This is a genomic window from Paenibacillus sp. B01, assembly GCF_009649995.1.
GTDB classification, from domain to species: domain Bacteria; phylum Bacillota; class Bacilli; order Paenibacillales; family Paenibacillaceae; genus Paenibacillus_O; species Paenibacillus_O pasadenensis.
Genome location: NZ_CP045802.1, coordinates 3,177,131 through 3,197,359 on the forward strand (window position 1 = coordinate 3,177,131; position 20,229 = coordinate 3,197,359).

A 20,229-nucleotide genomic window follows, 5' to 3' on the forward strand; every position below is an offset into this window, starting at 1 on the left:
ATCTACCGCCTGTCCTCCGCTCGCGGCCGGCCCGCTCCGGCGTCATTTCACGGCCATGTCGTAAATCTCCGTCGTATACGCCGCCCCGAGATCGGCCGCTTTGGAAATGACGCCGAACTGCAGCGCGATGTCCGCCGTCTGCTTGAACGCCGCCTCGTCGATCTTGCCGATGCCGGCCGGATCGAAGCCGTCCGGAGCGACCAGCTTGGCGACCTCCTGCATCATCTTGAGCTGATGATCGCGCGAGGTGCTGTCCGCCTCGGCCGCCTTCATGACGGCGTCGACGGCCGCCTCCGGCTGCTGGATCGCTTCCTGCCAGCCCTTGATCGAGGCGCGCACGAACTTGGCGGCCGCCTCCTTGTTGTCCGCCAGCCAATCGGCGTTGGCGAACAGATTGTCCTCCAGCATGGCGACGCCTTCTTCGTTCATGTCGATGACGTTCAGCTCCGACTCGGGGATGCCCTGCTCCAGCACGACCTGATATTCGTTGTACGTCATCGCCGAGGCGGCATCGAGCTCGCCGGCGAGGAACTGGTCCATCGTGAAGCCCTGCTTGGCGAACTGCACGTCCTTGGCCGGATCGAGCCCGAGCTTGTCGAACAGCGCCAGCAGCTCGAACTCGTTGCCGCCCATCCAGTTGCCGACCTTCTTACCCTTCAGGTCGGCTGCGGCGGCGATGCCGGCGCTCTTTTTGGACACGAGCACGAGCCCGCTTTTTTGATAGATCTGCGCGATCTCGACGAGCGGCAGTCCCTGCTCCTGATGGGCGAGCAGGCTCGCCACCCAGTCGACGCCGATGTCGGCCGCTCCGCTCGCCACCTGCTGCTCCGGCACGATGTCCGGCCCGCCCGGCAGGATGTCCACGTCCAGCCCTTCCTCCTTGTAATAGCCCTTCTCGAGCGCCATGTAGTAACCGGCAAACTGCGCCTGCGGCACCCACTTCAGCTGCAGGCCGATCTTCACGGCCGCCGCCCCGTCCGCCGCTCCGCCCGCCGCCGGCGTCTCCTGGCCGTTGCCGCATGCCGCCAGCGCGGCAGCCATCGCCAGCGCCGCTCCCGCCTTGGCCAGCGCGCCGCGCCGGCCTCTCCTCGTCATGCCCATCTTCATCCGCTCCCCCCGAATTGGTCTGCGCGTGCCGCCCGCTGCCGGCTGCGGACGGCCGTTCTCTCTGTCGCTAGCGCGCTTGCTTGGAATCGGCGCCGTCCGGCCGCCCGTGCAGCAGCCGCCGCTCCGCCAGCTGCAGCAGCCCGTACGAGGCGATGCCGGCCGCCGCCGCGACGGCGATGCACGCCCAGCCGAGCGGCATGCGCGCGATCTTGACCGAGTTGGACAGCAGGTAGCCGAGTCCCCGTGAGGCGAAAAAGAACTCGCTCACGATCGCGGCGATCAAGCTCGCCGCCGCGTTGATCTTGAGCGCGGTCAGCGTGTAGGGCAGGCTCGACGGCAGCCGCAGCTTGCGGAATTCCGCCGCCTTGGAAGCGCCGAGCGAGCGCATCAGGTCAAGCTCCGCCGGGCTCGGCGACGTCAGCCCGCGCCAGCTGCCGAGCGCCATCGGCGCCAGGCTCGCGACCGCGGCGACGCCGGCCCGCGAGGCGATGCCGTCGCCGAGCCACAGGCTGAACAGCGGCGCGAGCGCGACGATCGGCACCGCGCTGAGCGCGGCGGCGAGCAGCAGCGCGCCGCGGCCGAGCGCGGGCCGCAGGACGGCCGCCGCTGCGGCCAGCCAGCCGAGCAGCGAGCCTGCGGCGAGCCCGAGCCAGGCTTCCGCCAGCGTGACGCCGGCGGAGCGGAGCAGCAGCTCCGCGTTCGCGGCTGCCGCCGCCGCGATCGCCGACGGCAGCGGCAGCTGGTACGTGCGCAGGCCGAGCAGCGCGTGGAACAGCTCGGCCTGCCACAGCGCGAGGACGGCCAGCCCGGCCGCCAGCGGCAGCAGCAGCTCCGGCAGGCGGGAAGCGGCGCTCCGGCTGCCGAGCCGCCTTTTCGCTCGCGGCCGGGCCTGGCGGGACGGCGTCGGCGCCTCCGGGATCGCGGCCTCCAGCGCCGCCGCAGCCGCGGACACGCTCGCTCCGCTGCGGGTCGCGCTCTTCGGCTCGATATCCGCTCCAGGCGTCATGCGCCCGCCCCCTTTCCGGCGGCGGCCGGGCCGCTGCGCTGCCACGGAAGCAGCAGCCGCTCCAGCAGCGCGACCGCTCCGTAGGCGAGCAGGCCGAGCGCGGCCGAGAGCAGCACCGTGCACCAGAACAGATACGCATGCGACGGACCGTAATACAGATACCGCAGCATGAGCACGCCGATTCCATGCCGCGCGCCCATCAGCTCGACGAGGATCGCGCCGGTCACGGCGAGCGGCGCCGCCGTCTTCAGCCCCGTGAACAGCCCCGGCAGCGAGGCGGGCAGCAGCAGCGTCCGAAAGGCGAACCAGCGCCCGGCCGCCAGCACGCGCTGCAGCTCGCGGTCCTCGGGACGGATCGACTTCAGCCCGCGCAGCATTTGCAGCGCGACCGGGAAAAAGGCGATGTAGGCGGCGATCAGCAGCCGGGCCGTGCCCTCATCCCGAAAGATGCCGTACACGATCGGCGCCAGCCCGAGGATCGGGATCATCTGCGACGCTACCGCATAAGGAGCGGCGATCCGCTCGGCCGTGCGCGACGCTCCCATGAGCAGGGCGAGCGCCGCTCCGGCCAGCGCCCCCGCCAGAAAGCCTTTCGCGGCGCTGCCCAGCGTCGCCGCCGCTTCGGCGAGCAGCTTGCCGCCGTCTCTCGCCAGCGCCTCCGCGATCCGATGCGGATAGGGCAGCTTGGACTGGGCGAGCGGCACCTGCAGCCGCTCCAGCAGCAGCCACGAGCCGAGCTCCCACAGCAGCAGCGCCGCCGCTCCCCATAACGCGAGGTCCTTCCATCCTCCGGCCGCTCCCGCCCTCACGGCTCCGCCTCCTCGAACAGCTGGCGGATCGACGACGTGAGCCGGTGGAACTCCGGCTCGGCGCGCAGCGAGCCGACGCGCGGGCGCGGCAAGCCGACCTCCACCTCGGCGGACAGACGGCCCGGCCGCGCCGACAGCACGAACACCCGGTCGCTCAGGAACGCCGCCTCGGCGATGCTGTGCGTGACGAACACGACCGTGCAGCCGGTGCGGCTCCACAGGCCGAGCAGCTCCTCGCCGAGCCGCTCGCGCGTGAACTCGTCAAGCGCCGAGAACGGTTCGTCCATGAGCAGAATTTGCGGATCCGCGGCCAGCGCCCGGGCGATCGAGACGCGCTGCTGCATGCCGCCGCTCAGCTGGCGCGGACGCTTGCCCGCGAACGCTCCCAGCCCGACCAGCTCCAGCAGCTCCTCGGCACGCTCGCGGCGGCGCGCCCGCGGCATGCCGGCCAGCTCCAGCGGCAGCTCGACATTCCCTCTCACCGTCCTCCACTCGTACAGCGCCGGCGTCTGGAAGACGATGCCGAACTTGCGGGTCAGCCGCGCCTGCCGCGGCGTGCCGCCGGCGATGCCGACGCCGCCGCTCGTCGGCTCCAGCAGGTCCGCCATCATCCGCAGCAGCGTCGTCTTGCCGCAGCCGGACGGTCCGAGCAGGCTCACGAACTCGCCTTTGCGGATGCCGAGGCTGATCTCGCGGATCGCCGGCTCGGAGCCTCCGCCGTAATCCATGCCGACCCGGTCGACGACGATTTCTTGCTGGGCAGCATTTTGCGCCAAAGCTCCCATCCCCCTTCCGTTTCCGTGAAGCTTTCGCCGGAATGGTTCCATCGTAAGCGGGGGCGGTCCGCTTTTCATTAGACAGAACGGCCGATTCGCTTTTGACACAGTGTCTGAACGGTCGACAACGGATGGAAGGAAACGTTCCGCGGGGCCGGCAGCCTGGCCGCGACGGAAGCGCCGTGCGAAGGCTCCGTGTCGAGCGCTCGCTCGCCTTGCCGGATTCGGCGCGCTCCGGCTCGCCGCCGAGCCGTCTCCCTTCCCTTGCCCCGCTGGATCCGCTATACTGGACGAATAGAACATTCGTTCGAGGAGGAGTCGACCGCATGGCCCATCGCAAGCTCAAGCTGTCCCGTACGGAGGCCCGCCGCTTCCTGCTCGATTATCATGGCCTCGGACCGGAGCGGCGCTACGCCGGCAAGGCCGGCATCATGGACTACATCCGGCAGGCAGGCTGCATCCAGTTCGATCCGCTCGATCCGGCCGGCCGCAATGCCGAGCTCGTGCTGCAAGCCCGCGTGGAGCGCTTCGAGCCGTCGCAGCTCGACGAGCTGCTGTACGCGGACCGGCTGCTGGTCGACGGCATGGACAAGGTGATGAGCATCTATCCGACAGCCGACTGGCCGGCGTTCCGGAGAACGCGCGAGCGGGCCCGCAGCCGCTACGGCTCCATTCCCGAGGTCGCGGCTTTCGTGCCCGTCGTGCGCGAGGCGCTGGAGGCTCGCGGACCGCTGCTCTCGCGCGAGCTGGAGAGCGGCGTCAAGCTCGACTGGGCCTGGTCTCCGGCCCGCCAGGCCAAGGCGACGATGGAGAGCATGTATTTATGGGGAGAGCTCGTCATCGACCGCAAGCAGCGCAACCAGCGCGTCTACCAGCTGGCCGAGAAGCTTCTTCCCGAGGAGCTGCTGGACGCCCCGGACCCGCATCCCGCCGACGAGGATTACGCGCGCTGGCGGGTGCTGAGGCGGGTCGGAGGCGTCGGCCTGCTCTCGCCGCGCATGTCGGACGCCTGGGTCGGCACCTACTTTCTCAAGGCCGCCGAGCGTACGCGTTTCTTCCGCGAGCTGGCGGAGCAAGGCCGGCTCGTGGAGGTGGAGACGGAAGGACTGAGCGCTCCCCACTATGCGCGGACGGACGATCTGGAGCGCTGGCTCGATTCAGGCTCCGCCGAGCGCTGGTCCTCGCAGCCGGCGCGCACCTCCTTCCTCGCGCCTCTGGACAACGTGCTTTGGGACCGCCGCCTCATCCGCGAGCTGTTCGACTTCGCCTATATTTGGGAGGTGTACAAGCCGGCCGCGATCCGCCAGTTCGGCTATTACACGCTCCCGGTGCTCCAGGGCGAGGCGTTCGTCGCCCGCATGGAGCCGGGCCGCCTGCCGGGCGGCGAACGGGCTGTGCTCGGATGGTGGCCGGAGCCCGGCATGCGGCTGACGCGCGACAGCCAGCGCAGCCTGGCGCTCGCCTTCTCGGACTTCCGCGCCTACCTGGGCTGCGATCGGCTCGCCGTTTCCGAGCAGGCCGCCTCCGCCGAGCCGCGCCTGGAGCGGCTCGCCAACTCGCGGCCGCGCCGCGCCCGGGCTTAAGCCGATCCCCCCTCTTGTCGCGCGCTTCCTCGTCCCATGCCAAAAGAGGCGAAGCCGGAAACTCCGGCCTTGCCTCTTTTCGTGCTCTTTTTTGCGTATCTTCTCCCTAACTGAACGAACGCGTCGGCGCCCATGAGCCCTGCAGCTTGCGCACGAGGATGATCTGTCCCGCATGGTAGGCATCGTGGACCGCCAGGCTGTTCACCCAGGTCCCTGCCTCCGAGCCCTTGCCGATCCGCTTCTCGTACAGGCTGTCATCCTCCCACTCGCGGACGATCGCCCCGATGGCCGCATGCGCCTGCCCCAGCCTGCGCCGCGTTTCCTCCCATGACGCCTCCTCCGCGCCAATCCCCGCCGCATGGAACGTGTCCGTGTTGGTCACGCCGTCCGCGGCCGTGTCGCTCTCTCCGCGCCAAGCCCGCAGGAAAGCCTTCTTATAGAAAATCAGGTGATGGACCGTCTCGCGGATCGTGTTGGCCGCGGCTCCTTGCGGACGCCAATCCGCCTGCTCCTCCGTCACGCCTTCGAGCGCCGTCTGCAGCGGCGGCGACCAGTCCTCCTTGCTGTAAGCAAACTCCCAGGCTTTTTCCAACAGATTCGTCTTTTCCCGGTTCGAGCTCATGGTTCTTGTCTCCCTTCCTTGGCGACGCTATAATGGCGAAGAAGACGGTAACGATGAAATGGAAGTTGACTCGTTACCTTTTGCTGCTCTTACTATACCCGGGATCGACCTATTTGTAACCTTCTTTTTCATTTTAGATCGTTACCACTGGCAGCAGGAAAGGAAGTCGCATGATCTGGGAAGATTTTTTGAACAGCCTATGGCATGACTGGAGAGGCAGCGGAGCCAGCGAGGACCGTCTCGAGCACGCTGCTTGGAGGCAACGATTCTGGGCTAAGCACGGTTCGGACGATGCGCAGGCGCCCGAGCCTTCCCCGGCCGAGCTGTCCGAGCTGCGGCGGCTGCGGGACGAGCTGCGCCGCCTGACCCTCGCGATCGTAGACGCCCGTCGGGAGTCGCTGCCGCTGGCAGCGTCCGCGCTGGAGCCGCTCCAGGCGGCGCTGCGCGCAGCTCCTTTCCACTTGGAGCTGGAGCTCGAAGCGAGCGAGCGGCCGCTCGGGGAGGTCGGCTTCCGCCTGGAGCGCCGCCCGCTCGCTTCGGACTGGCAGGCGGTCCGCTGCCGCGTGGCGGCGGCATACGCCGACATGCTCGCGGCCGGCGGAGCGGAGAGGCTGCGCGTATGCGACAATCCGGACTGCAAGTGGATCTATTACGACGAGACGAAAAACCGCTCGAAGCGCTACTGCGACGACAAAGCCTGCGGCAATCTGCTCAAGGTGCGCCGCTTTCGCGAGCGGGCGCGCCAGCAGCCGAAAAATTGACAATATGGGAGATCGAATGAACATGAATTTGTCCCTGCATGTGATCGACGTGACCGATCCGGCCGCCTCGCAGGAGCTGCGAGAGCTGCAGACCAAGGCGTATCGGGAGGAAGCCAAACGGATCGGCTTCGACGCCATCCCCGGCATCGACGAGAGCCATGAGGAGCTGCTCGAATGTCCGGCCGAATTTTACGGCTGCGCGCTCGACGGCCGATTGGCCGGCGCCATCGCCGTCGAGACCGAGCAGGACGGCAGCCGGACGATATCGCGCCTCGTCGTGCATCCGGACTTTTTCCGGCGCGGCATCGGCCGCTTCCTGCTGCAGGAGGCGCTCGCGCGGCACGCCGGAGCGACGATCCACGTCTCGACGGGCGAGGCCAACGTCCCGGCCGTCGCTCTTTATCTGTCCTCCGGCTTCCGGCCCGACGGACGCTTCGAGCCGGCCCCCGGCCTCTGGATCGCCCGTTTCCGCCGCGAGCCGGACGCCGGCTGAACGCTGCAGCGGCTGACGACGAATCCCCCCGCGAGTACCGCCTAGCCAAACAAGCCGCCCCGCCATTCCGTGGAATGGCGGGGCGGCTTGTTGTCGATGCGCGCAGCGGCTACAGCAGCGATTCCGCTCCGTCGATGTAGATGTCGGTGCCCGTCACATGCGAGGCCAGATCGGAGGCTAGGTAGGTGACGAGATCGGCGACTTGGGCCGCCTTGCCGGGCTTGCCCGCCAGCGGATGCGAGCCCTCCGGATATTCGACCGGTATCTTGGCCTGCTCGGCTTCCTCCGTCCGTTCCGTGTTGTCGTCGATGTTCGTCTCGATCGCGCCCGGACAGACGGCGTTGACGCGGATCCGATGCGGAGCCAGCTCCAGCGCGGCCATCTTCATGAGCGCGACTTGGCCGGCCTTGGACGCGCTGTACGCGGTCGCGCCCGTGTTGTTGAAGATCCGGTTGCCGTTGATCGAGCTCGTGATGATGATGCTGCCGCCGGCCTGCTTCTTGAGATGCGGAACGGCATATTTGAGCGTGAGAAAGGTGCCGCGCAGGTTGATGCCGAGCGTCTGGTCCCAGTCCTCGACCTCCATGTCCTCCAGCGTCGTCCAGACGCCGTTGATGCCGGCATTGGCGAAGACGATATCGAGCCGGCCGAAGCGCTCGACGATCTCGTTGATGCCCTGCTCGACCGCCTTGGCGTCGCTGACATCCGTCGCCGCGACCCAGGCTTCCCCGCCCTCGCGCTCGATTTCCGCCTTGACCTTCTCCGCCTCCTCCGGCGTCCGGTCGAGGAAGCCGACCTTCGCGCCGCGGCGCGCCATATCCAGCGCGGACGCCCGGCCGATGCCGGAGCCGCCGCCGGTGACGATGGCGACCTTTCCTTCGAGAAGCTTGTCTGCATGCATGGCAATCACCCTTTCGAAAAAGTATCCCCACCGGAACCAGCATGGCCCCGATGCTTATAAAGGATACTTAATCGCGCGGCGTCAAGCTTGAAACGGCTGAATGCAGACCGGCTGCGAAACGGCATGCTTCTTGCCGGTATAGGCCAGCTTGCCGCTCTCGGCATCGACGGAGAAGATCGAGATGCCGTCCGTATCCTTGTTGGCCGCCAGCAGCCACCGTCCGCCCGGGAGCAGCGCGAAATGGCGCGGATGCCGGCCCTCGACGGAAATATGCTGGATCGGCTCCAGCATGCGGCCGCCGTTGCGGGCGGCAAACACGACAAGGCTGTCATGGCCGCGGTTGGAGCCGTAGACGAACCGCCCGTCCGCGGAGACGGCGACTTCGGCGCAGGTATTGTCCCCTTGCCAGCCGTCCGGAAGCGTCGGCACATGGCCGAGCTCCGCGAGCTCGCCGGTCTCCGGCTCGTAGCCGAGCACGCTGACGGTCGAATCGACTTCGTTGATGACATAAGCGAAGCGGCCCTCCGGATGGAAGGCCAGATGGCGCGGACCGGCTCCGGGATGGATCCGGTTGTCCCGGACCGGAACCATCCGATCGTCCTCGAGCCGGTACGTGCGGATGAGATCAAGGCCGAGATCCTGCACGAACGCCCAGCGGCCGTCCGGGCTGAAGCGGGTCGAGTGCGGATGCGGGCGGTCCTGGCGCTCCGGGTCGACGCTGCTGCCCTCATGCTGCGGCTGATCGAGGCGGCGTCCGATCGTTCCGTCCTCCTCCAGCTCCATCAGGCCCGCCATGCCGCCGTGATAGCTGACGACGACCAGCCGCCGGCCGTCGGAGCTGCGCTCGATATGGCAGGTCGGCCCGTCGGTCGTCGGCGCTTCGCCGATGCGCTCAAGCGTCCCCTCTCCCGCGTCGAACCGGTAGGAGACGGCGGTGCCGCTCTTGCCTCCCGCCTCGTTCACGCCCTCGGATATGGCGTACAGCTTGCCGCCTTCCGGGTCGACGTTCAGGAACGTCGGATTGCGGAGGCCGTCCGCCTCCGCGAGCGGCTCCAGCGCCAGCTCCTCCTCGTTCCAGCGATACAGATAGACGCCAGGCCCTTCCGGCTTGGCGTACGAGCCGACGAACAGATACGTCTTTTTTTCGTTCATGAGCTTCATCTCTCCTTATCGGTCATCGTTTCGGCAGCAGCTTCACGTATTGGTCGGACAGCGCCATCAGCTTGAGCATGTACTCGTAGTCGTCCCGGTACGCGGAGAAGTCCGCCACCGGCTGCAGCGTATCGAGCCGGATCGCTTCTCCGTCCTCGAAGCCTTTGCCCGGCACGAACAGGATGTCGTCATTCAGGAACGAGCCCGTCGGCAAATAGTACCTCATGCCGATCACGTTCCGCTCCGTATTGAGCAGATCGCGGCCGAACGGCAGCACGCCTCCATCCTCCGGACGGATGCCGAGCAGATTGGCGATCGTCGGCAGCAGGTCCATCTGGCCGCCGGTGCGTTCGATCGTCCGCGGCTGCTGGCCCGGATAGCGGATGACGAGCGGAATGTTGAGGCGGCTGACCCGCTTGTCGTAGTCGATGCCAAGCTGCTTGCGAATCAGCTCCGGGTCCGCGTCCTGCGGCTGCAGGCCGAAATGATCCCCGTACAGCACGAGCGCCGTCCGGTCCCACAGCCCCTTCTCCTTCAGCCCGTCGATCAGGCGGCCGACCGCCCAGTCCGTATAATGCACCGACTGCAGGTAGTCGCCGACGACCGTCCCCCGCAGCCCGTCCGGCAGCGTCAGCGTCTGCTTGTCCTCCGGAATGCGGAACGGAGAATGGTTGGACGTCGTGATCAGATGCGCGTAGAACTTGCCGCCTTGCGCCGCCGTCTTCGCCAGCTCGTCGACCGCCGTCCGGTACAGCTCCTCGTCGGAAGCGCCGAAGCTGTTGAAATGATCGTTATGGAAATAGGGCTTGTCGTAATACTTGTCGAAGCCGAGCGCCGGATACAGCTTATTGCGGTCCCAAAAGCCGACGTTGTTGATGTGGAACGTATACGCGCGGTAGCCCCGCTCCTGCAGCAGCCTCGGCAGGCTCGGCAGCTTCCGGTTGCCGTAGCCCGTGCTCATCGCGATCGTGCCGGTCGGATAGATCGACGTATTGGCGATGAATTCGGCGTCGGACGTATTGCCCTGGCCGATCTGCTGGAAGAAATGCGGAGCGTACCACCCCTCGTCCGCCAGCCGGTTCAGCACCGGCGTCACTTCCTGCTCCCCGAGCTTCAGCCGGATCGGAAAGTTCTGCAGCGCCTCCAGCTGGACGACGATCAGGTTCATGTCCCGCATCGCGCCGAAGGCTTGCGGCGTTGCCCCGGCGTTGCCGCCGGCGCCTCCATACGGGTAGGAGGCCTGCAGCGCCTTGGCCGCTTCGATCGTCTCGGCGATGTTGCCGGAGGCGATCTCCTTCTCCTCCTCGTAGGACTTGAGCGCGCTCACGATCTGATAGTTGAACAGCCCGACGCTCTCCGCCTGGGCCAGCTCGCTCTTGGTCGCCTCCGCCTCGCGGACGAACCACAGCGAGCCTGCCGCTCCGGCAAGGCACAGCGCCGCCGCCAGCGGCTTGAACAGGCTGCGCCTGCCTCGCGGTGCGCTGCCTCTCCTGCGGCGCAGCGCCCATACGGCCGCGATGACGGCCAGATCGGCGAAGTAGACATAGTCCAGCGGCCGGATCGTGCCCTCTACGCTCTCCCGCACGCCCAGCACCTGGCCCAGATTGCCGAGCGCCGTGTACGTCGCGACCGTGCCGAAGTTTTTGAAATAAAGCGTCACCGCGAACAGCAGCCCGGAGAAGACCAGATTGAATGCCCAATAGGCCGGACCTTTGCCCCTTCTCGGCGTCGCCAGCTCGAGCAGGCCGAGCAGCGCCAGCAGCGACAGCGCGTCCGCCGCGAGCGCGAGCGGCTCGATGCCGCCGAACAGCTCCATGCGCATCCATTGCAGCTTCAGCAGCAGCAGCAGGTACAGCCCGCCGAACAGGCTCCTGCCTTCCTGCCTTTGCCCGAAGGACAAGGGACGTTTCATCGTGAATTCCTTCTTTCTCTAGCGGCTTTGCAAAATCTTAATCAGTATAGCACAACGCGCAAGAAGCCCGCATTCGCGAGGAATGCGGGCCGGGCCCTTGACGGAAGGAGCGCGTCAGATGATGAGGCTGCTGACCGCGAAGCCGGTTCCGATATAAACGGCGGCGAGCAGGATGCCGACCGCCACGTTGCCTTTCTGGAGCTCCTCCGACACCTTGAAGCTCGGCGTCGCCAGCTCGAAGACGAGATAGGCGAGCACGAGGCAGACGTAGCCGACCGCGAACCAGAGCATCAAGTACCAGATCGAATGGTTCGTGTAGGAAGCGACGCCGAGCAGGATCGCCGTGCCGAGGAACTTGCCGCCCATCGCGAGTCCGGCGGCGACGTTCCCCCGCTTCAGCTCCTCGAGGTCCTTGTAGGGCGTGATCCAGCTGAAGATGAGCATTCCGACGAGCTGAAGAACGATGATGACGACGATGCTGACGAGCAGATTGACGACTATGATGCGGCCCACCCCCTGAATTTGCTGTATGCGAGATCATACTCGCTGAAGTCGTGGATTTCTTCCAGAATGACGTCCGCCTGCTTGGCGGACTTCAGCGACGCGTAGCGGTCCTCGTCGATCGGCTGCTTGACGACCTGGCCGGAAGGCAGCTCGAGCACCGCGAACTGCCGGCTCTTGCCGTCCAGCTCGGTCTTGTACACGCCGACCAGATCGACCTTCGTCTTGAGCCGCAGCTTGAGCCGCTCCAGATCGGCGTCCGCTTCGGCCTTCGCGCGGTAGGACTTGATCGGCGTCCATGCCGACAGGCTGACGGACGCCTTGCCTTCGCTGTTCTCCTTGAGGTTGGCCGTCATGTACTGCAGCGTGAAGATCTTGTCTCCGGTCGCGTACTGGCTGTCGTTGGCCATCAGCTGATTATCCGGCAGGATCGTCATGTCTCCGCCGATCAGATCGCCGACCTCGGCTTCCGCCACCCGGTAGTCCCAAGGGACGACCGATGTGTCGGCGGCGGCGCTTTGGCCGGCTGCAGACGCCCCGGAGGAGCTGCCTCCGCTCGTGTCGAAGACGCTGCTCGAGCCGGTCGAGCAGCCCGCCAGCGCCAGCGCGAGCAGCGCCGCGCCGAGCGCGCCGGCGATGCGGCCGCGCGCGCGCCGGACGGCTCCCGCCCGGTTATGGGGAACGTTCATTTCGCTTTCACTCCTATCGGTACAAAATGGCTCGTATTGCCGGTGATCAGGCCGCCGGCGCGTCCAAGCAGGCCGCACGGCTCGCCTCCGAGCATGAACAGCCCCGTCAGCACGCGGTAGCTGGAGCCGCCAAGCTCAAGCTCCGGCAGATCGGCGCGGCGCTGGTACACAGTCGGGAAAAAGACGCTCGTATCGAAGCCGTCCTTGTCCTCGAGCTCCAGCCCGCCGCCTTCGCCGTACAGCTTGACCGAGCCGCCCTCGCGGCCGAACATCGACTTCGAGACGTAGCTGCCGTCGAACAGCGGCTTCGTGTACGTCGGCAGCAAATAGCTCTCGATCGCCTCGCGTTCCGGATCGGTGTACAGCATGCCGAGCTCATACAGTCCCCAGACGAGCGCCTGCAGTCCTTTGGATTGCAGCAGGATCGCATGAGGGGCATTGAACAGCGTCAGCCGGCCGGTCTCGATCGCATAAGCGAGCGCTTCTCCTCCGTCGTCGAGCGCCATCCACTCCTTCGGGTAAAGGGCGAACAGGCGCCGGATCGGCGCTCCGTCCCCGTCCAGCACGACGCCGTCGTCGACCGACAGGTCGAGCAGATCGAGCTTGCGCAGCTCGAGCCCGCTATGCCGGGCGAGCAGATCGACCGTGCCGGTATCCTCCGCATGGGAGCCGTAGGCGGCGCAGGCGACGGCGTCCGGGCGCTCCGCGCCCCAGGCCGCCGCCAGCCGCTCCGCCATCGCCTCGTTGGGCGAGCGCAGGCCGGCCTGCCGGCAGAGCCATGGAGTAGCGGCTGCCGCTTCGGCGTATCCGGTCGGCGTATCCGCGTTGAGCTCCAGCAGCTTGATGCCGCCGTCCAGGCTCACGGCGAAGTCGAAGCGCGCGTACCGGCTGATCTGTCCTGGCGGAGGCAGCTCCAGGCCGTCCAGCATGTTCCAGAGGATCGGCGGAATGCCGGTCAGCGCGTACAGCTCGCGGCGTCCGTGCATATAGCGGACCGTGCGGTCGAAAATCGCCCACAGCGACGAGGCCGCCCGTTCCAGCCGCTCGTAGACGTCCGCATCCATGGCGACGACTTCATCGAGCCAATATTCCTCCTCTTCGAGATCGGCCCAGCCGAAGCCGAGCTCCGCCAAGCGCGCCGTGGCTTCGGCTCGGTCGAGCCGCTCGCGGCGGACCGCTTCCAGCGCAGGCGCCGTCATCCGGAAAATCCGCTTGACTTGCTTGAGCTGGAGGAATACCCGCTTGAGTTGCCGCCGATGCTCCCTTTCGACGAGGAGGTCGAGCGGCGCGTAATCGTGCCGCTGCCCGACGAAGTCTTCGGGCGGACGGACGAGCCGACCGTCGGCTTGTTCTGGAATCGCGTGCTGTCATACGTCGGCCGCTTGTACAGCTGGCCGGTCGAAGGATGATACGCCGGACGCGAAGCGCCCCAGCCGCTCGAGGAGTAGCCGCCTCCGCGGTTGAAGATCAGATGGTACAGCAGCATGTCGTCCCAGCCGAAGCCGCCTCCGGTATGGATGACCGTCGTGCCGCCTCCGCCGCCGGACGAGCCGCCTGCGCCGCTGCCTGCCTCGCCCGAAGCGTCTTCTTCCTCCGGCTGCAGCTCCGGCAGGTTCCAATCCTGCGCGGGATCGTAATAGGCCTTCACTTCGTCGCTCGACCACTCGACGAGCTTCGGCGAGCCGCCGCCCGCAGCCGGACTGGCCGTCGGAGCCGCGGCCGAGACGGCCGTGCCCGCGCTTCCGGCGAGCAGGACGAGGCCGAGCGTCGTCGCCATCACCTTCGGCTGCCTCGGCGCGGACGAGGGGTCGTTGCGTTTTGTAGATTCGCTCATGGATGTCTCCTTTCTCCGGCTCTAGCGGGAGCCGCTCGGGATCGAGATCAGCAGCAGCTCCATCACGCCTTCATCGACGTTGAGCCTGCCTTCGACCGTCTCGAACTCTTCTCCGCCGACGGTCAAATAGTTGATATGATGCAGCGCGGCGAGCATTTCGGCCGACCAGCTGCGCTCGTCGATCTTGCGAAGACTGCCGCCGGGCAGCTTCTGGTACAGCACGACCTTCATCGACCCTTCCAATTTCCCATCACCTTTTCCATTTCATATGCATTCCAGCCAAGCCACCACGTATATACGCAGGTTAAAGCAAAAAGGTTTACTTTTAAAGAAAAAAATTGCCGCAAGCAAAAAAGGCTCTGCCCGTCGGACGGGCAGAGCCGTGAGCGCCAGGGAGGTCCCGGCGCGTCCGTCTCAGCGGCGCCGGACCCGCGCGGACTTGCGCAGCGCCGGCAGCGCGCCGGGCGGCTGCTTGCGGATGTAGCGGACATAAGCGGAGATCGCCGGATCGGCCCGCAGCGCCGCGACGCTCGTGAGGCCGAGCTGCACGAGGTCGCGATTCGTATACAGGGCGTGGATCTGGCGATGGCAGGCCGGGCAGAGCCGCGCCTTGTCCAGCAGCGCTCCGCCCTGCTCGCGCGGCGTCAGATGATGCTCGGTCAATGCCGGCACGACGCGGCCGCACAGCTCGCAGCGCAGCTCGGAGCGGCGCTGCTCCATCAGTCCTTGCTGCCCTTGGGCGTGCCGTACAGTCCGACCGCCTCGTCATACGCGTCGAAGATCTTGCGCGCGACCGGAGCGGCTCCGTAGCCGCCGTAGCCGCCCTCGGGGATGACGATGGCGATCGCCAGCTTCGGCTTGTCGGCCGGCGCGAAGGCGATGAACACGGAGTTCTCGACTTGCTTGCCACGCGCGACCTGCTGCTGCGACGTGCCCGTCTTCCGCAGGAACGAGTAGGAGACGCCCTCGAAGCCCTGGACGGAAACCTTGCTCATGCCGGAGTAGATCGTGTTCCAGTAGGCGTCCGGGAAGCTGACCTTGTTCAACACCTCCGGCTGCACCTTCTCGATGACCTCGCCCTTCGGATCGAGGATTTCGCTGACGAACAGCGGCTTCATCCGCTTGCCCTTGTTGGCCAGCATCGAGGCGTACTGCGCGAGCTGCAGCGTCGTGTACTTGCCCATCTGGCCGAACGAGGCGCGGACGAGCGCGGACTGGTTGCTCGCCGTCTCCGCCTCGTGGAAGTAGTCCTCGACGCCGGGCTGCTCGTACGGCAGGCCGCTGCCGGTCAGCACGCCGAGACCGAACTGCTTCATATAGTCGTCCCATACCTCGACCGCCTTGCGGCCTCCGTACTTGTTGAGCAGCCGCTCGCCGACCATGGCGGACATGAAGGCGTTGGAAGATTTAGCGATGGCTTCACTAGCGTTGATGTATCCATTCGGCTTGCTGCTGGCGTTGTTGATCGTCACTTCATTCCCTTTGCTGCCGAAAACATAACGACCGACATCATGGTAGCTCTCGCGTGCCGTGAACAGCTTCTCGTTGAGCCCGATCAGGATCGACAGCGGCTTTTGCGTGGAGCCGAGATACACGAGCGACGGCGTATGTTTCGCCTGCTCCTTGGGATCCTGGTAGTTCGGGAAAACGGTGCGGATCGTGCCGTTCGTAATGAAGTTCTTGATCGGCTCATACTTGTCCGGCGGAGCCGATCCGCCTTTCCAGATGTTCGTATCGTAGTCGGGCATGCTCGCCATCGCCACGACCTTGCCGGTGTCGACCTCCATCGCCACGGCGAAGCCCATGCGCGCGTTGTTGCCGGCGTTGAGCGGCTTGCTCGTCGCATGCTTCAGCACGTCGAGCTGGTCGGTGATCGCCTGCTGCGCCGTCAGCTGCACCTTGCGGTTGATGCTGAGGACGAGGTCGTTGCCGCGCTGCGGCGGCTGCACGACGGGAGCTCCCGTCACCTTGTTCGTGCGGTCGACGGGATACGTCTTGAGCCCGTTGATGCCGCGCAGCTGCTCCTGGTACATGTACTCGAGGCCGTCGAAGCCGACCGTCTCCTCCTGCAGGTACTTGTTGGCGGGATCGTTCTTCTCCTTGATCTCCTTGTACTTCGTCAGGTCGCCGGCCGACTTGTATTTCTTGAGGTAGCCGACCAGCTGGGCGGCGACGCGGTCCTCGCTGTAGTTGCGGACGCTCTCCTCGACGATGTCGACGCCGACGAACTGCTCCTTGTTCTCCGTGATGTAGGCGATCTCGCGGTTGGACAGGTCGGAGCGGATGCGCCGCGGCACGGAGATCGTGTTCGTACGGAAGTCCAGGTCCATGTTCTTCTGGATCTCCTCCGGCGTCATCTGCGCGTCGGGGTCGTCGTTGTACTTCTTGAACACCTCGGACAGCTTGACGCTCATGTCGATCGCGATCTGCTTGTTCCTCTCCGCCTGCAGCGTGTAGGTGAGCGTCTGCGTCGACGTCGAGTAGGCGATCGGCTTCTTGTCGGAGTCGAGGATGTTGCCGCGGAACGGCGGAATCGAGACGTCGCGCGTGCCTTGATCCTCGCGCAGCAGCTTCAGCTCCGGCCCGTCGATGAACTGCAGCACCGCCAGCCGCACGATGAGGATGCCGAACATGACGAACGCCGCGAAAAAGAACAGGTTGAGGCGGAACATGAACTGCCGCCGCACCACATAATCCTTCTCCTCGTCGCGGCCGATGATTTCCGGCGGCTTGCCGTTGCCCTTCGGATGCGTGCCCGGCTTTTTCACGCGCCGCCACCTCCGTCCGCAAGCAGCCGCACCTCAGGCCGCGCCTCCACACGCACGTTGCCGGCGAGTGCGCGCGTGATCATGCACGACAGCTCCGCCTTGAGGGCGATGCGGCGGGCGCGATCCGCCGCCGCCTCGTCCGCTCCCGCCTCCAGCTCGATGAGCGGCCGATGCTCGATCGAGCGGTACGTCGGCTGGCCGGCGTCATCGGTATCGACGAAGGCCGTCGAGCGCAGCGACAGCCGCGCCGCTGCGATGCCGGACCGCTCGAGCATCGCCGCCAGCGAGATGACGTAGCAGGACGCCGCCGCGCCGAGCAGCAGCTCGTCGGGATTCGTGCCGACGCCGGGCCCGTCCATGCCGGCCGGGATGGAGACCGCCGTCTGCAGCGCGCCGCTCGCGATCGTGCCCGACCCGTCTCGGCCGCCCGCCCATGCCGCCTCCAGCTCAAACTTGTGTTCCATTTCCGTGCTCCTTTTATTGGATATGCCTTCCTGCTGCTGTAGACGAGCGAAGGCCGGAAAAAGTTCGCTCCAGCCAGCCGGACGTTCAGCGGATCAGCTTGTTCATCGTCACCATCAGCTCGTCGATGACCGCGCTGTCGCCCTCCTGCAGCCGCTCCGCGACGCAGGACTTCATGTGATGCTCCAGCAGCAGCTTGCCGACGCCGTTCAGCGCCGATTGGATCGAGCTGAGCTGATTGAGCACGTCGTCGCAGTACGTATCCTTCTCGATCATGCCCTTGATGCCGCGCACTTGTCCCTCGATGCGGTTCAGCCGGCTGACGAGGCTGGTTTTCGTCTTTTCGGAATGATGGCTCTTGCGATGGTCCGGGCAGCCGCAGCCGGCTCCATGCTCCGGCTGGTCCGGATGCTCCGGATGCCGCTCTGGCGCCTGCTCGGGCGCCTGCTCCTGCGTGCTCTTCGGTCGGGTGTCCACTCCAGCGCCCTCCTTGTCGAAACGGATTATGGTCTGCCTTCTATTGTAGCATACCGCCAGGCCGAAGGCATGCCGCCGCAAGCAGCAAAAACCGCTCCGGCCTGCGGCGGCGGAGCGGCGGTAGCGGCCTAGGCGAGTCCCGGACGGGACCCGCGATCGGTCAGAGGCCGTATTCGTTTTTCGGCTTCGGCTGGCGCTTGATCTTGTTCACGACGGCGGGCAGATGCCGGATGCTGCGCAGCATCGGTCCTTTGCACATCGGGCAGAGCTGGGATTCGGCGGCGAACTCGTCGCGCACCCACGCCTTGCAGTCGGCGTTGCGGCATTTCCAGATCTTCGTCGGGATAAGCTCGGGCTTCGTTTCTTCGGTTGTACTCAAGGGGAAGCAGTCCTTTCTGATGTCGGTTCAGTCCTGTCCGCGAAAAAGACAGCCTGACTACTATATCACCCTCGATTCAGCCAAGTAAAGACTTGACAGGCTCGCCTTGCTGCACTCGGTACCAATAGGGGTACGCCTCGCGGAAGCCGAGTCCGGCGTACAGCCTTTCGGCGGCTTTGTTGCCGCTGACGACCTGCAGGTACGCCTGCTCGGCGCCTTGCTCCCGGCCCCAATGCAGCAGATGGCGGAGCAGCCTCCGGCCGTAGCCTCTGCCCCGGCACTCCGGCGCCGTCATAATGTCGTAGAAGCCGAGCAGCCGGCCGTCGAGGACGGCCAGTCCGAGCGATACGGGACGTCCCTCGGCATGCAGTAGCGCGAACTGGCAAGGCAGCGTCGACGCCTCGAACATCATTTCCGTCAGCCGCAGCGCCTCCTCCCCGCAGCCTCCCCACTCCTGCATGAGCCGCAGCCAGGCGGCCGTCGGATGGCCGGAGACGAGCGCGTCCGCGCCGGCCGACTCCGGCTCCAGCTCGCCGATGTCCGCCGTCATGACGATCGACGGATCGGCGATGCGGTAGCCGCGCCGCGCCAGCTCCGCGTCGAGCTCCGCTGGCTCGGCGAACGGCGTGATCTTGAATATCGCCGGCTGGCCGGTCTGCCGGTAGATGGCCTCGCAGCGGCGGATCTTCGCGTCCAGCAGCTCCTGGCCGCCTGCGAGATGGGCAAGCGGCTGGACGGAGTTCGAACGCTTCGTATAGCCTCGGTTCGATTTGACGAGCCAGCCTCCGCAGCTGCTCGTCTGCAGCGCCGGCCAGCTGTTCAGCGCCGCTTCCTCGATTTCGTAATATGCTCTCACTTCGTTTTCCTCCCGGTCGCCTTGGCTTCAATAAGCATAAATATACTATTTAATTTATTTTTATTCAATACAAGGCCAAAAAGAACCCTCCGCCCGAAGGCGGAAGGCTCTTGACCGTTCGATGGGCAGGCTGCGGCTCAAAGGGACGGCGCGGCTTGCAGCACTTCCAGCTCCACGTCGATGTTGCCGCGCGTCGCCTTGGAGTAAGGGCAGAACCGATGCGCCTGCTCCGCCAGCTCGCGGACTCGGGCGGGATCGGCATCCGGCACGTAGATCTGCAGCTTGGCGCCGAGCTTGAAGCTCGGCTCGTCCTTGAAGATCGACACCTGAGCCGTCACGATCGCTTCCTTGGCGTCGATGCCTCCCTGGCGGGCAGCGAGCTGCAGCGCGCCCTCGAAGCAAGCCGCATAACCGGCGGCGAACAGCTGCTCCGGATTCGTCGCCTCTCCGCCGGGACCGCCGAGACCTTTCGGAATCGCGAGCGGCAGCTCCAGCACGCCGTCGGTCGAGCTCACCTTGCCTCCGCGGCCGCCTTTTGCGCGTACTTCCGTCGTGTACAATGCTTCCATTTGAATCTCCTCGCTTTCGGGTTGCTGTCGTCTGTCTCTCTTACCCGAATGCGGGCAAGTCCAACCGCGACCGTCCGGAGGAATCCCGCCGCTACAGCCGGCTCATCCCGCTGTGGACGCCGATCAGCTGCAGCATGCGCGGCGGTATCGGCAGGATGAACTGCATCGCTCCCATCTGGAAGCGGCCGCTGCGGTTATGCATGACGGCCGCGCTGACATGGATGCGGTACGCCGACGCGCCCGCTCCGCTGACCGCGTATTCGGCGGTGCCGCCGCGGCTGTGTCCCGCTTTCATCTCCTTGGTCTGGCGAAGCTCGAACGGCATGAGGCTGACCATATCGTCCAGCTTGAGATAATAATTGACATGCGGCTTGTGGTAGACAAGCTCGCGGGTCGACACGGTAAGCCCGAAATCCGGCTTTTTGACGGACAAGAGCAGATGGCCCTCGAGGTCGCGCACCGGCAAGAAATCGGCATTCATGAAAGCCAGGCCTCCTTTCGGTTCCATCCAGCATAGCACAGAAGCGTTCGGCCGCTCCATCCCGCCCTGCGAAATGCAAAAGCCCCGCTGT

At 66.0% G+C, this 20,229-nt stretch carries 24 protein-coding genes; 3 read left to right on the plus strand and 21 right to left on the minus strand.

The window, feature by feature from the left end:
- Positions 1–42: 42 nt before the first annotated feature.
- The 4 genes from GE073_RS13625 to GE073_RS13640 form a co-directional block, all read right to left on the minus strand.
- Positions 43–1,101, minus strand: coding sequence for an ABC transporter substrate-binding protein (locus GE073_RS13625; protein ID WP_228551514.1), 1,059 nt, complete (start codon positions 1,099–1,101; stop codon positions 43–45).
- A gap of 73 nt (positions 1,102–1,174) precedes the next feature.
- On the minus strand, positions 1,175–2,113 hold the full coding sequence (locus tag GE073_RS13630; protein ID WP_101809163.1) for an ABC transporter permease: 939 nt from the start codon (positions 2,111–2,113) through the stop codon (positions 1,175–1,177).
- Entirely contained in the window at positions 2,110–2,922 is an 813-nt protein-coding gene (locus GE073_RS13635; RefSeq protein WP_101809164.1) for an ABC transporter permease, read from the minus strand. Before GE073_RS13635 ends, GE073_RS13630 begins: the two co-directional genes overlap by 4 nt.
- Complete coding sequence (locus GE073_RS13640) at positions 2,919–3,707, minus strand: ABC transporter ATP-binding protein (protein WP_180968504.1); 789 nt, start codon at positions 3,705–3,707, stop codon at positions 2,919–2,921. The genes GE073_RS13635 and GE073_RS13640 overlap by 4 nt, the downstream gene beginning before the upstream one ends.
- 317 nt (positions 3,708–4,024) lie before the next feature.
- Here GE073_RS13640 and GE073_RS13645 point away from each other — a divergent pair, with 317 nt between their 5' ends.
- Positions 4,025–5,281 carry a DNA glycosylase AlkZ-like family protein gene (locus GE073_RS13645; RefSeq protein ID WP_180968505.1) on the plus strand — a complete coding sequence of 419 codons (1,257 nt, stop codon included), beginning with the start codon at positions 4,025–4,027 and terminating at the stop codon, positions 5,279–5,281.
- A gap of 106 nt (positions 5,282–5,387) precedes the next feature.
- On the opposite strand, the gene GE073_RS13650 is transcribed toward GE073_RS13645, so the two are convergent.
- Positions 5,388–5,903, minus strand: coding sequence for a DinB family protein (locus GE073_RS13650; RefSeq protein ID WP_101809166.1), 516 nt, complete (start codon positions 5,901–5,903; stop codon positions 5,388–5,390).
- Between the two features lie 170 nt (positions 5,904–6,073).
- Here GE073_RS13650 and GE073_RS13655 point away from each other — a divergent pair, with 170 nt between their 5' ends.
- Together GE073_RS13655 and GE073_RS13660 are read left to right on the plus strand one after the other, a co-directional pair.
- Positions 6,074–6,664 (plus strand): CGNR zinc finger domain-containing protein, encoded by a 591-nt coding sequence (locus GE073_RS13655; RefSeq protein WP_153783695.1) that lies wholly within the window; start codon positions 6,074–6,076, stop codon positions 6,662–6,664.
- Between the two features lie 22 nt (positions 6,665–6,686).
- Positions 6,687–7,157, plus strand: coding sequence for a GNAT family N-acetyltransferase (locus GE073_RS13660; protein WP_180968506.1), 471 nt, complete (start codon positions 6,687–6,689; stop codon positions 7,155–7,157).
- Between the two features lie 109 nt (positions 7,158–7,266).
- On the opposite strand, the gene GE073_RS13665 is transcribed toward GE073_RS13660, so the two are convergent.
- From GE073_RS13665 to GE073_RS13740, 16 genes are all read right to left on the minus strand, one after another.
- On the minus strand, positions 7,267–8,058 hold the full coding sequence (locus GE073_RS13665; RefSeq protein ID WP_101809169.1) for an SDR family oxidoreductase: 792 nt from the start codon (positions 8,056–8,058) through the stop codon (positions 7,267–7,269).
- Between the two features lie 81 nt (positions 8,059–8,139).
- Positions 8,140–9,210 carry a lactonase family protein gene (locus tag GE073_RS13670; RefSeq protein WP_228551517.1) on the minus strand — a complete coding sequence of 357 codons (1,071 nt, stop codon included), beginning with the start codon at positions 9,208–9,210 and terminating at the stop codon, positions 8,140–8,142.
- A gap of 22 nt (positions 9,211–9,232) precedes the next feature.
- On the minus strand, positions 9,233–11,122 hold the full coding sequence (locus GE073_RS13675; protein ID WP_153783696.1) for an LTA synthase family protein: 1,890 nt from the start codon (positions 11,120–11,122) through the stop codon (positions 9,233–9,235).
- A gap of 114 nt (positions 11,123–11,236) precedes the next feature.
- A complete protein-coding gene (locus tag GE073_RS13680; protein WP_153784738.1) occupies positions 11,237–11,626 on the minus strand; it encodes a DUF350 domain-containing protein in 390 nt (129 codons plus the stop codon).
- The gene (locus tag GE073_RS13685) at positions 11,620–12,312 is read right to left on the minus strand and encodes a hypothetical protein (RefSeq protein ID WP_028597305.1); all 693 of its coding nucleotides are present in this window, start codon (positions 12,310–12,312) and stop codon (positions 11,620–11,622) included. The genes GE073_RS13680 and GE073_RS13685 overlap by 7 nt, the downstream gene beginning before the upstream one ends.
- Positions 12,309–13,511, minus strand: a complete 1,203-nt coding sequence (locus GE073_RS13690) for a glutathionylspermidine synthase family protein (RefSeq protein ID WP_101809173.1) — start codon at positions 13,509–13,511, stop codon at positions 12,309–12,311. Before GE073_RS13690 ends, GE073_RS13685 begins: the two co-directional genes overlap by 4 nt.
- Positions 13,508–14,146 (minus strand): hypothetical protein, encoded by a 639-nt coding sequence (locus GE073_RS13695; protein WP_101809174.1) that lies wholly within the window; start codon positions 14,144–14,146, stop codon positions 13,508–13,510. Before GE073_RS13695 ends, GE073_RS13690 begins: the two co-directional genes overlap by 4 nt.
- Positions 14,147–14,167: 21 nt before the next feature.
- Entirely contained in the window at positions 14,168–14,389 is a 222-nt protein-coding gene (locus GE073_RS13700) for a hypothetical protein (RefSeq protein WP_028597308.1), read from the minus strand.
- Positions 14,390–14,560: 171 nt separating this feature from the next.
- Entirely contained in the window at positions 14,561–14,866 is a 306-nt protein-coding gene (locus GE073_RS13705; protein ID WP_101809175.1) for an HNH endonuclease, read from the minus strand.
- Entirely contained in the window at positions 14,866–16,914 is a 2,049-nt protein-coding gene (locus tag GE073_RS13710; protein WP_228551519.1) for a peptidoglycan D,D-transpeptidase FtsI family protein, read from the minus strand. The genes GE073_RS13705 and GE073_RS13710 overlap by 1 nt, the downstream gene beginning before the upstream one ends.
- On the minus strand, positions 16,911–17,378 hold the full coding sequence (locus GE073_RS13715) for an SACOL1771 family peroxiredoxin (RefSeq protein ID WP_153783697.1): 468 nt from the start codon (positions 17,376–17,378) through the stop codon (positions 16,911–16,913). Before GE073_RS13715 ends, GE073_RS13710 begins: the two co-directional genes overlap by 4 nt.
- A gap of 85 nt (positions 17,379–17,463) precedes the next feature.
- Positions 17,464–17,853, minus strand: coding sequence for a metal-sensitive transcriptional regulator (locus GE073_RS13720; protein ID WP_101809176.1), 390 nt, complete (start codon positions 17,851–17,853; stop codon positions 17,464–17,466).
- Positions 17,854–18,013: 160 nt separating this feature from the next.
- On the minus strand, positions 18,014–18,232 hold the full coding sequence (locus GE073_RS13725) for a cold-inducible protein YdjO-related protein (RefSeq protein ID WP_028597311.1): 219 nt from the start codon (positions 18,230–18,232) through the stop codon (positions 18,014–18,016).
- 76 nt (positions 18,233–18,308) lie between these two features.
- On the minus strand, positions 18,309–19,088 hold the full coding sequence (locus GE073_RS13730) for a GNAT family N-acetyltransferase (RefSeq protein WP_101809178.1): 780 nt from the start codon (positions 19,086–19,088) through the stop codon (positions 18,309–18,311).
- A 137-nt stretch (positions 19,089–19,225) separates the two neighbouring features.
- A complete protein-coding gene (locus GE073_RS13735; RefSeq protein WP_101809179.1) occupies positions 19,226–19,657 on the minus strand; it encodes an organic hydroperoxide resistance protein in 432 nt (143 codons plus the stop codon).
- 91 nt (positions 19,658–19,748) lie between these two features.
- A complete protein-coding gene (locus GE073_RS13740) occupies positions 19,749–20,138 on the minus strand; it encodes a hypothetical protein (protein WP_028597314.1) in 390 nt (129 codons plus the stop codon).
- Positions 20,139–20,229: the final 91 nt, after the last annotated feature.

Bases quoted from the DNA above. Each gene is read 5' to 3' on its own strand.
- GE073_RS13645 (WP_180968505.1), top strand. From the start codon at position 4,025: ATGGCCCATCGCAAGCTCAAGCTGTCCCGTACGGAGGCCCGCCGCTTC.
- GE073_RS13660 (WP_180968506.1), top strand. From the start codon at position 6,687: ATGAATTTGTCCCTGCATGTGATCGACGTGACCGATCCGGCCGCCTCG.
- GE073_RS13640 (WP_180968504.1), bottom strand. From the start codon at position 3,707: ATGGGAGCTTTGGCGCAAAATGCTGCCCAGCAAGAAATCGTCGTCGAC.
- GE073_RS13630 (WP_101809163.1), bottom strand. From the start codon at position 2,113: ATGACGCCTGGAGCGGATATCGAGCCGAAGAGCGCGACCCGCAGCGGA.
- GE073_RS13665 (WP_101809169.1), bottom strand. From the start codon at position 8,058: ATGCATGCAGACAAGCTTCTCGAAGGAAAGGTCGCCATCGTCACCGGC.
- GE073_RS13650 (WP_101809166.1), bottom strand. From the start codon at position 5,903: ATGAGCTCGAACCGGGAAAAGACGAATCTGTTGGAAAAAGCCTGGGAG.
- GE073_RS13740 (WP_028597314.1), bottom strand. From the start codon at position 20,138: ATGAATGCCGATTTCTTGCCGGTGCGCGACCTCGAGGGCCATCTGCTC.
- GE073_RS13705 (WP_101809175.1), bottom strand. From the start codon at position 14,866: ATGGAGCAGCGCCGCTCCGAGCTGCGCTGCGAGCTGTGCGGCCGCGTC.
- GE073_RS13685 (WP_028597305.1), bottom strand. From the start codon at position 12,312: ATGAACGTTCCCCATAACCGGGCGGGAGCCGTCCGGCGCGCGCGCGGC.
- GE073_RS13670 (WP_228551517.1), bottom strand. From the start codon at position 9,210: ATGAACGAAAAAAAGACGTATCTGTTCGTCGGCTCGTACGCCAAGCCG.
- GE073_RS13655 (WP_153783695.1), top strand. From the start codon at position 6,074: ATGATCTGGGAAGATTTTTTGAACAGCCTATGGCATGACTGGAGAGGC.
- GE073_RS13625 (WP_228551514.1), bottom strand. From the start codon at position 1,101: ATGGGCATGACGAGGAGAGGCCGGCGCGGCGCGCTGGCCAAGGCGGGA.
- GE073_RS13675 (WP_153783696.1), bottom strand. From the start codon at position 11,122: ATGAAACGTCCCTTGTCCTTCGGGCAAAGGCAGGAAGGCAGGAGCCTG.
- GE073_RS13690 (WP_101809173.1), bottom strand. From the start codon at position 13,511: ATGACGGCGCCTGCGCTGGAAGCGGTCCGCCGCGAGCGGCTCGACCGA.
- GE073_RS13715 (WP_153783697.1), bottom strand. From the start codon at position 17,378: ATGGAACACAAGTTTGAGCTGGAGGCGGCATGGGCGGGCGGCCGAGAC.
- GE073_RS13695 (WP_101809174.1), bottom strand. From the start codon at position 14,146: ATGAGCGAATCTACAAAACGCAACGACCCCTCGTCCGCGCCGAGGCAG.
- GE073_RS13735 (WP_101809179.1), bottom strand. From the start codon at position 19,657: ATGGAAGCATTGTACACGACGGAAGTACGCGCAAAAGGCGGCCGCGGA.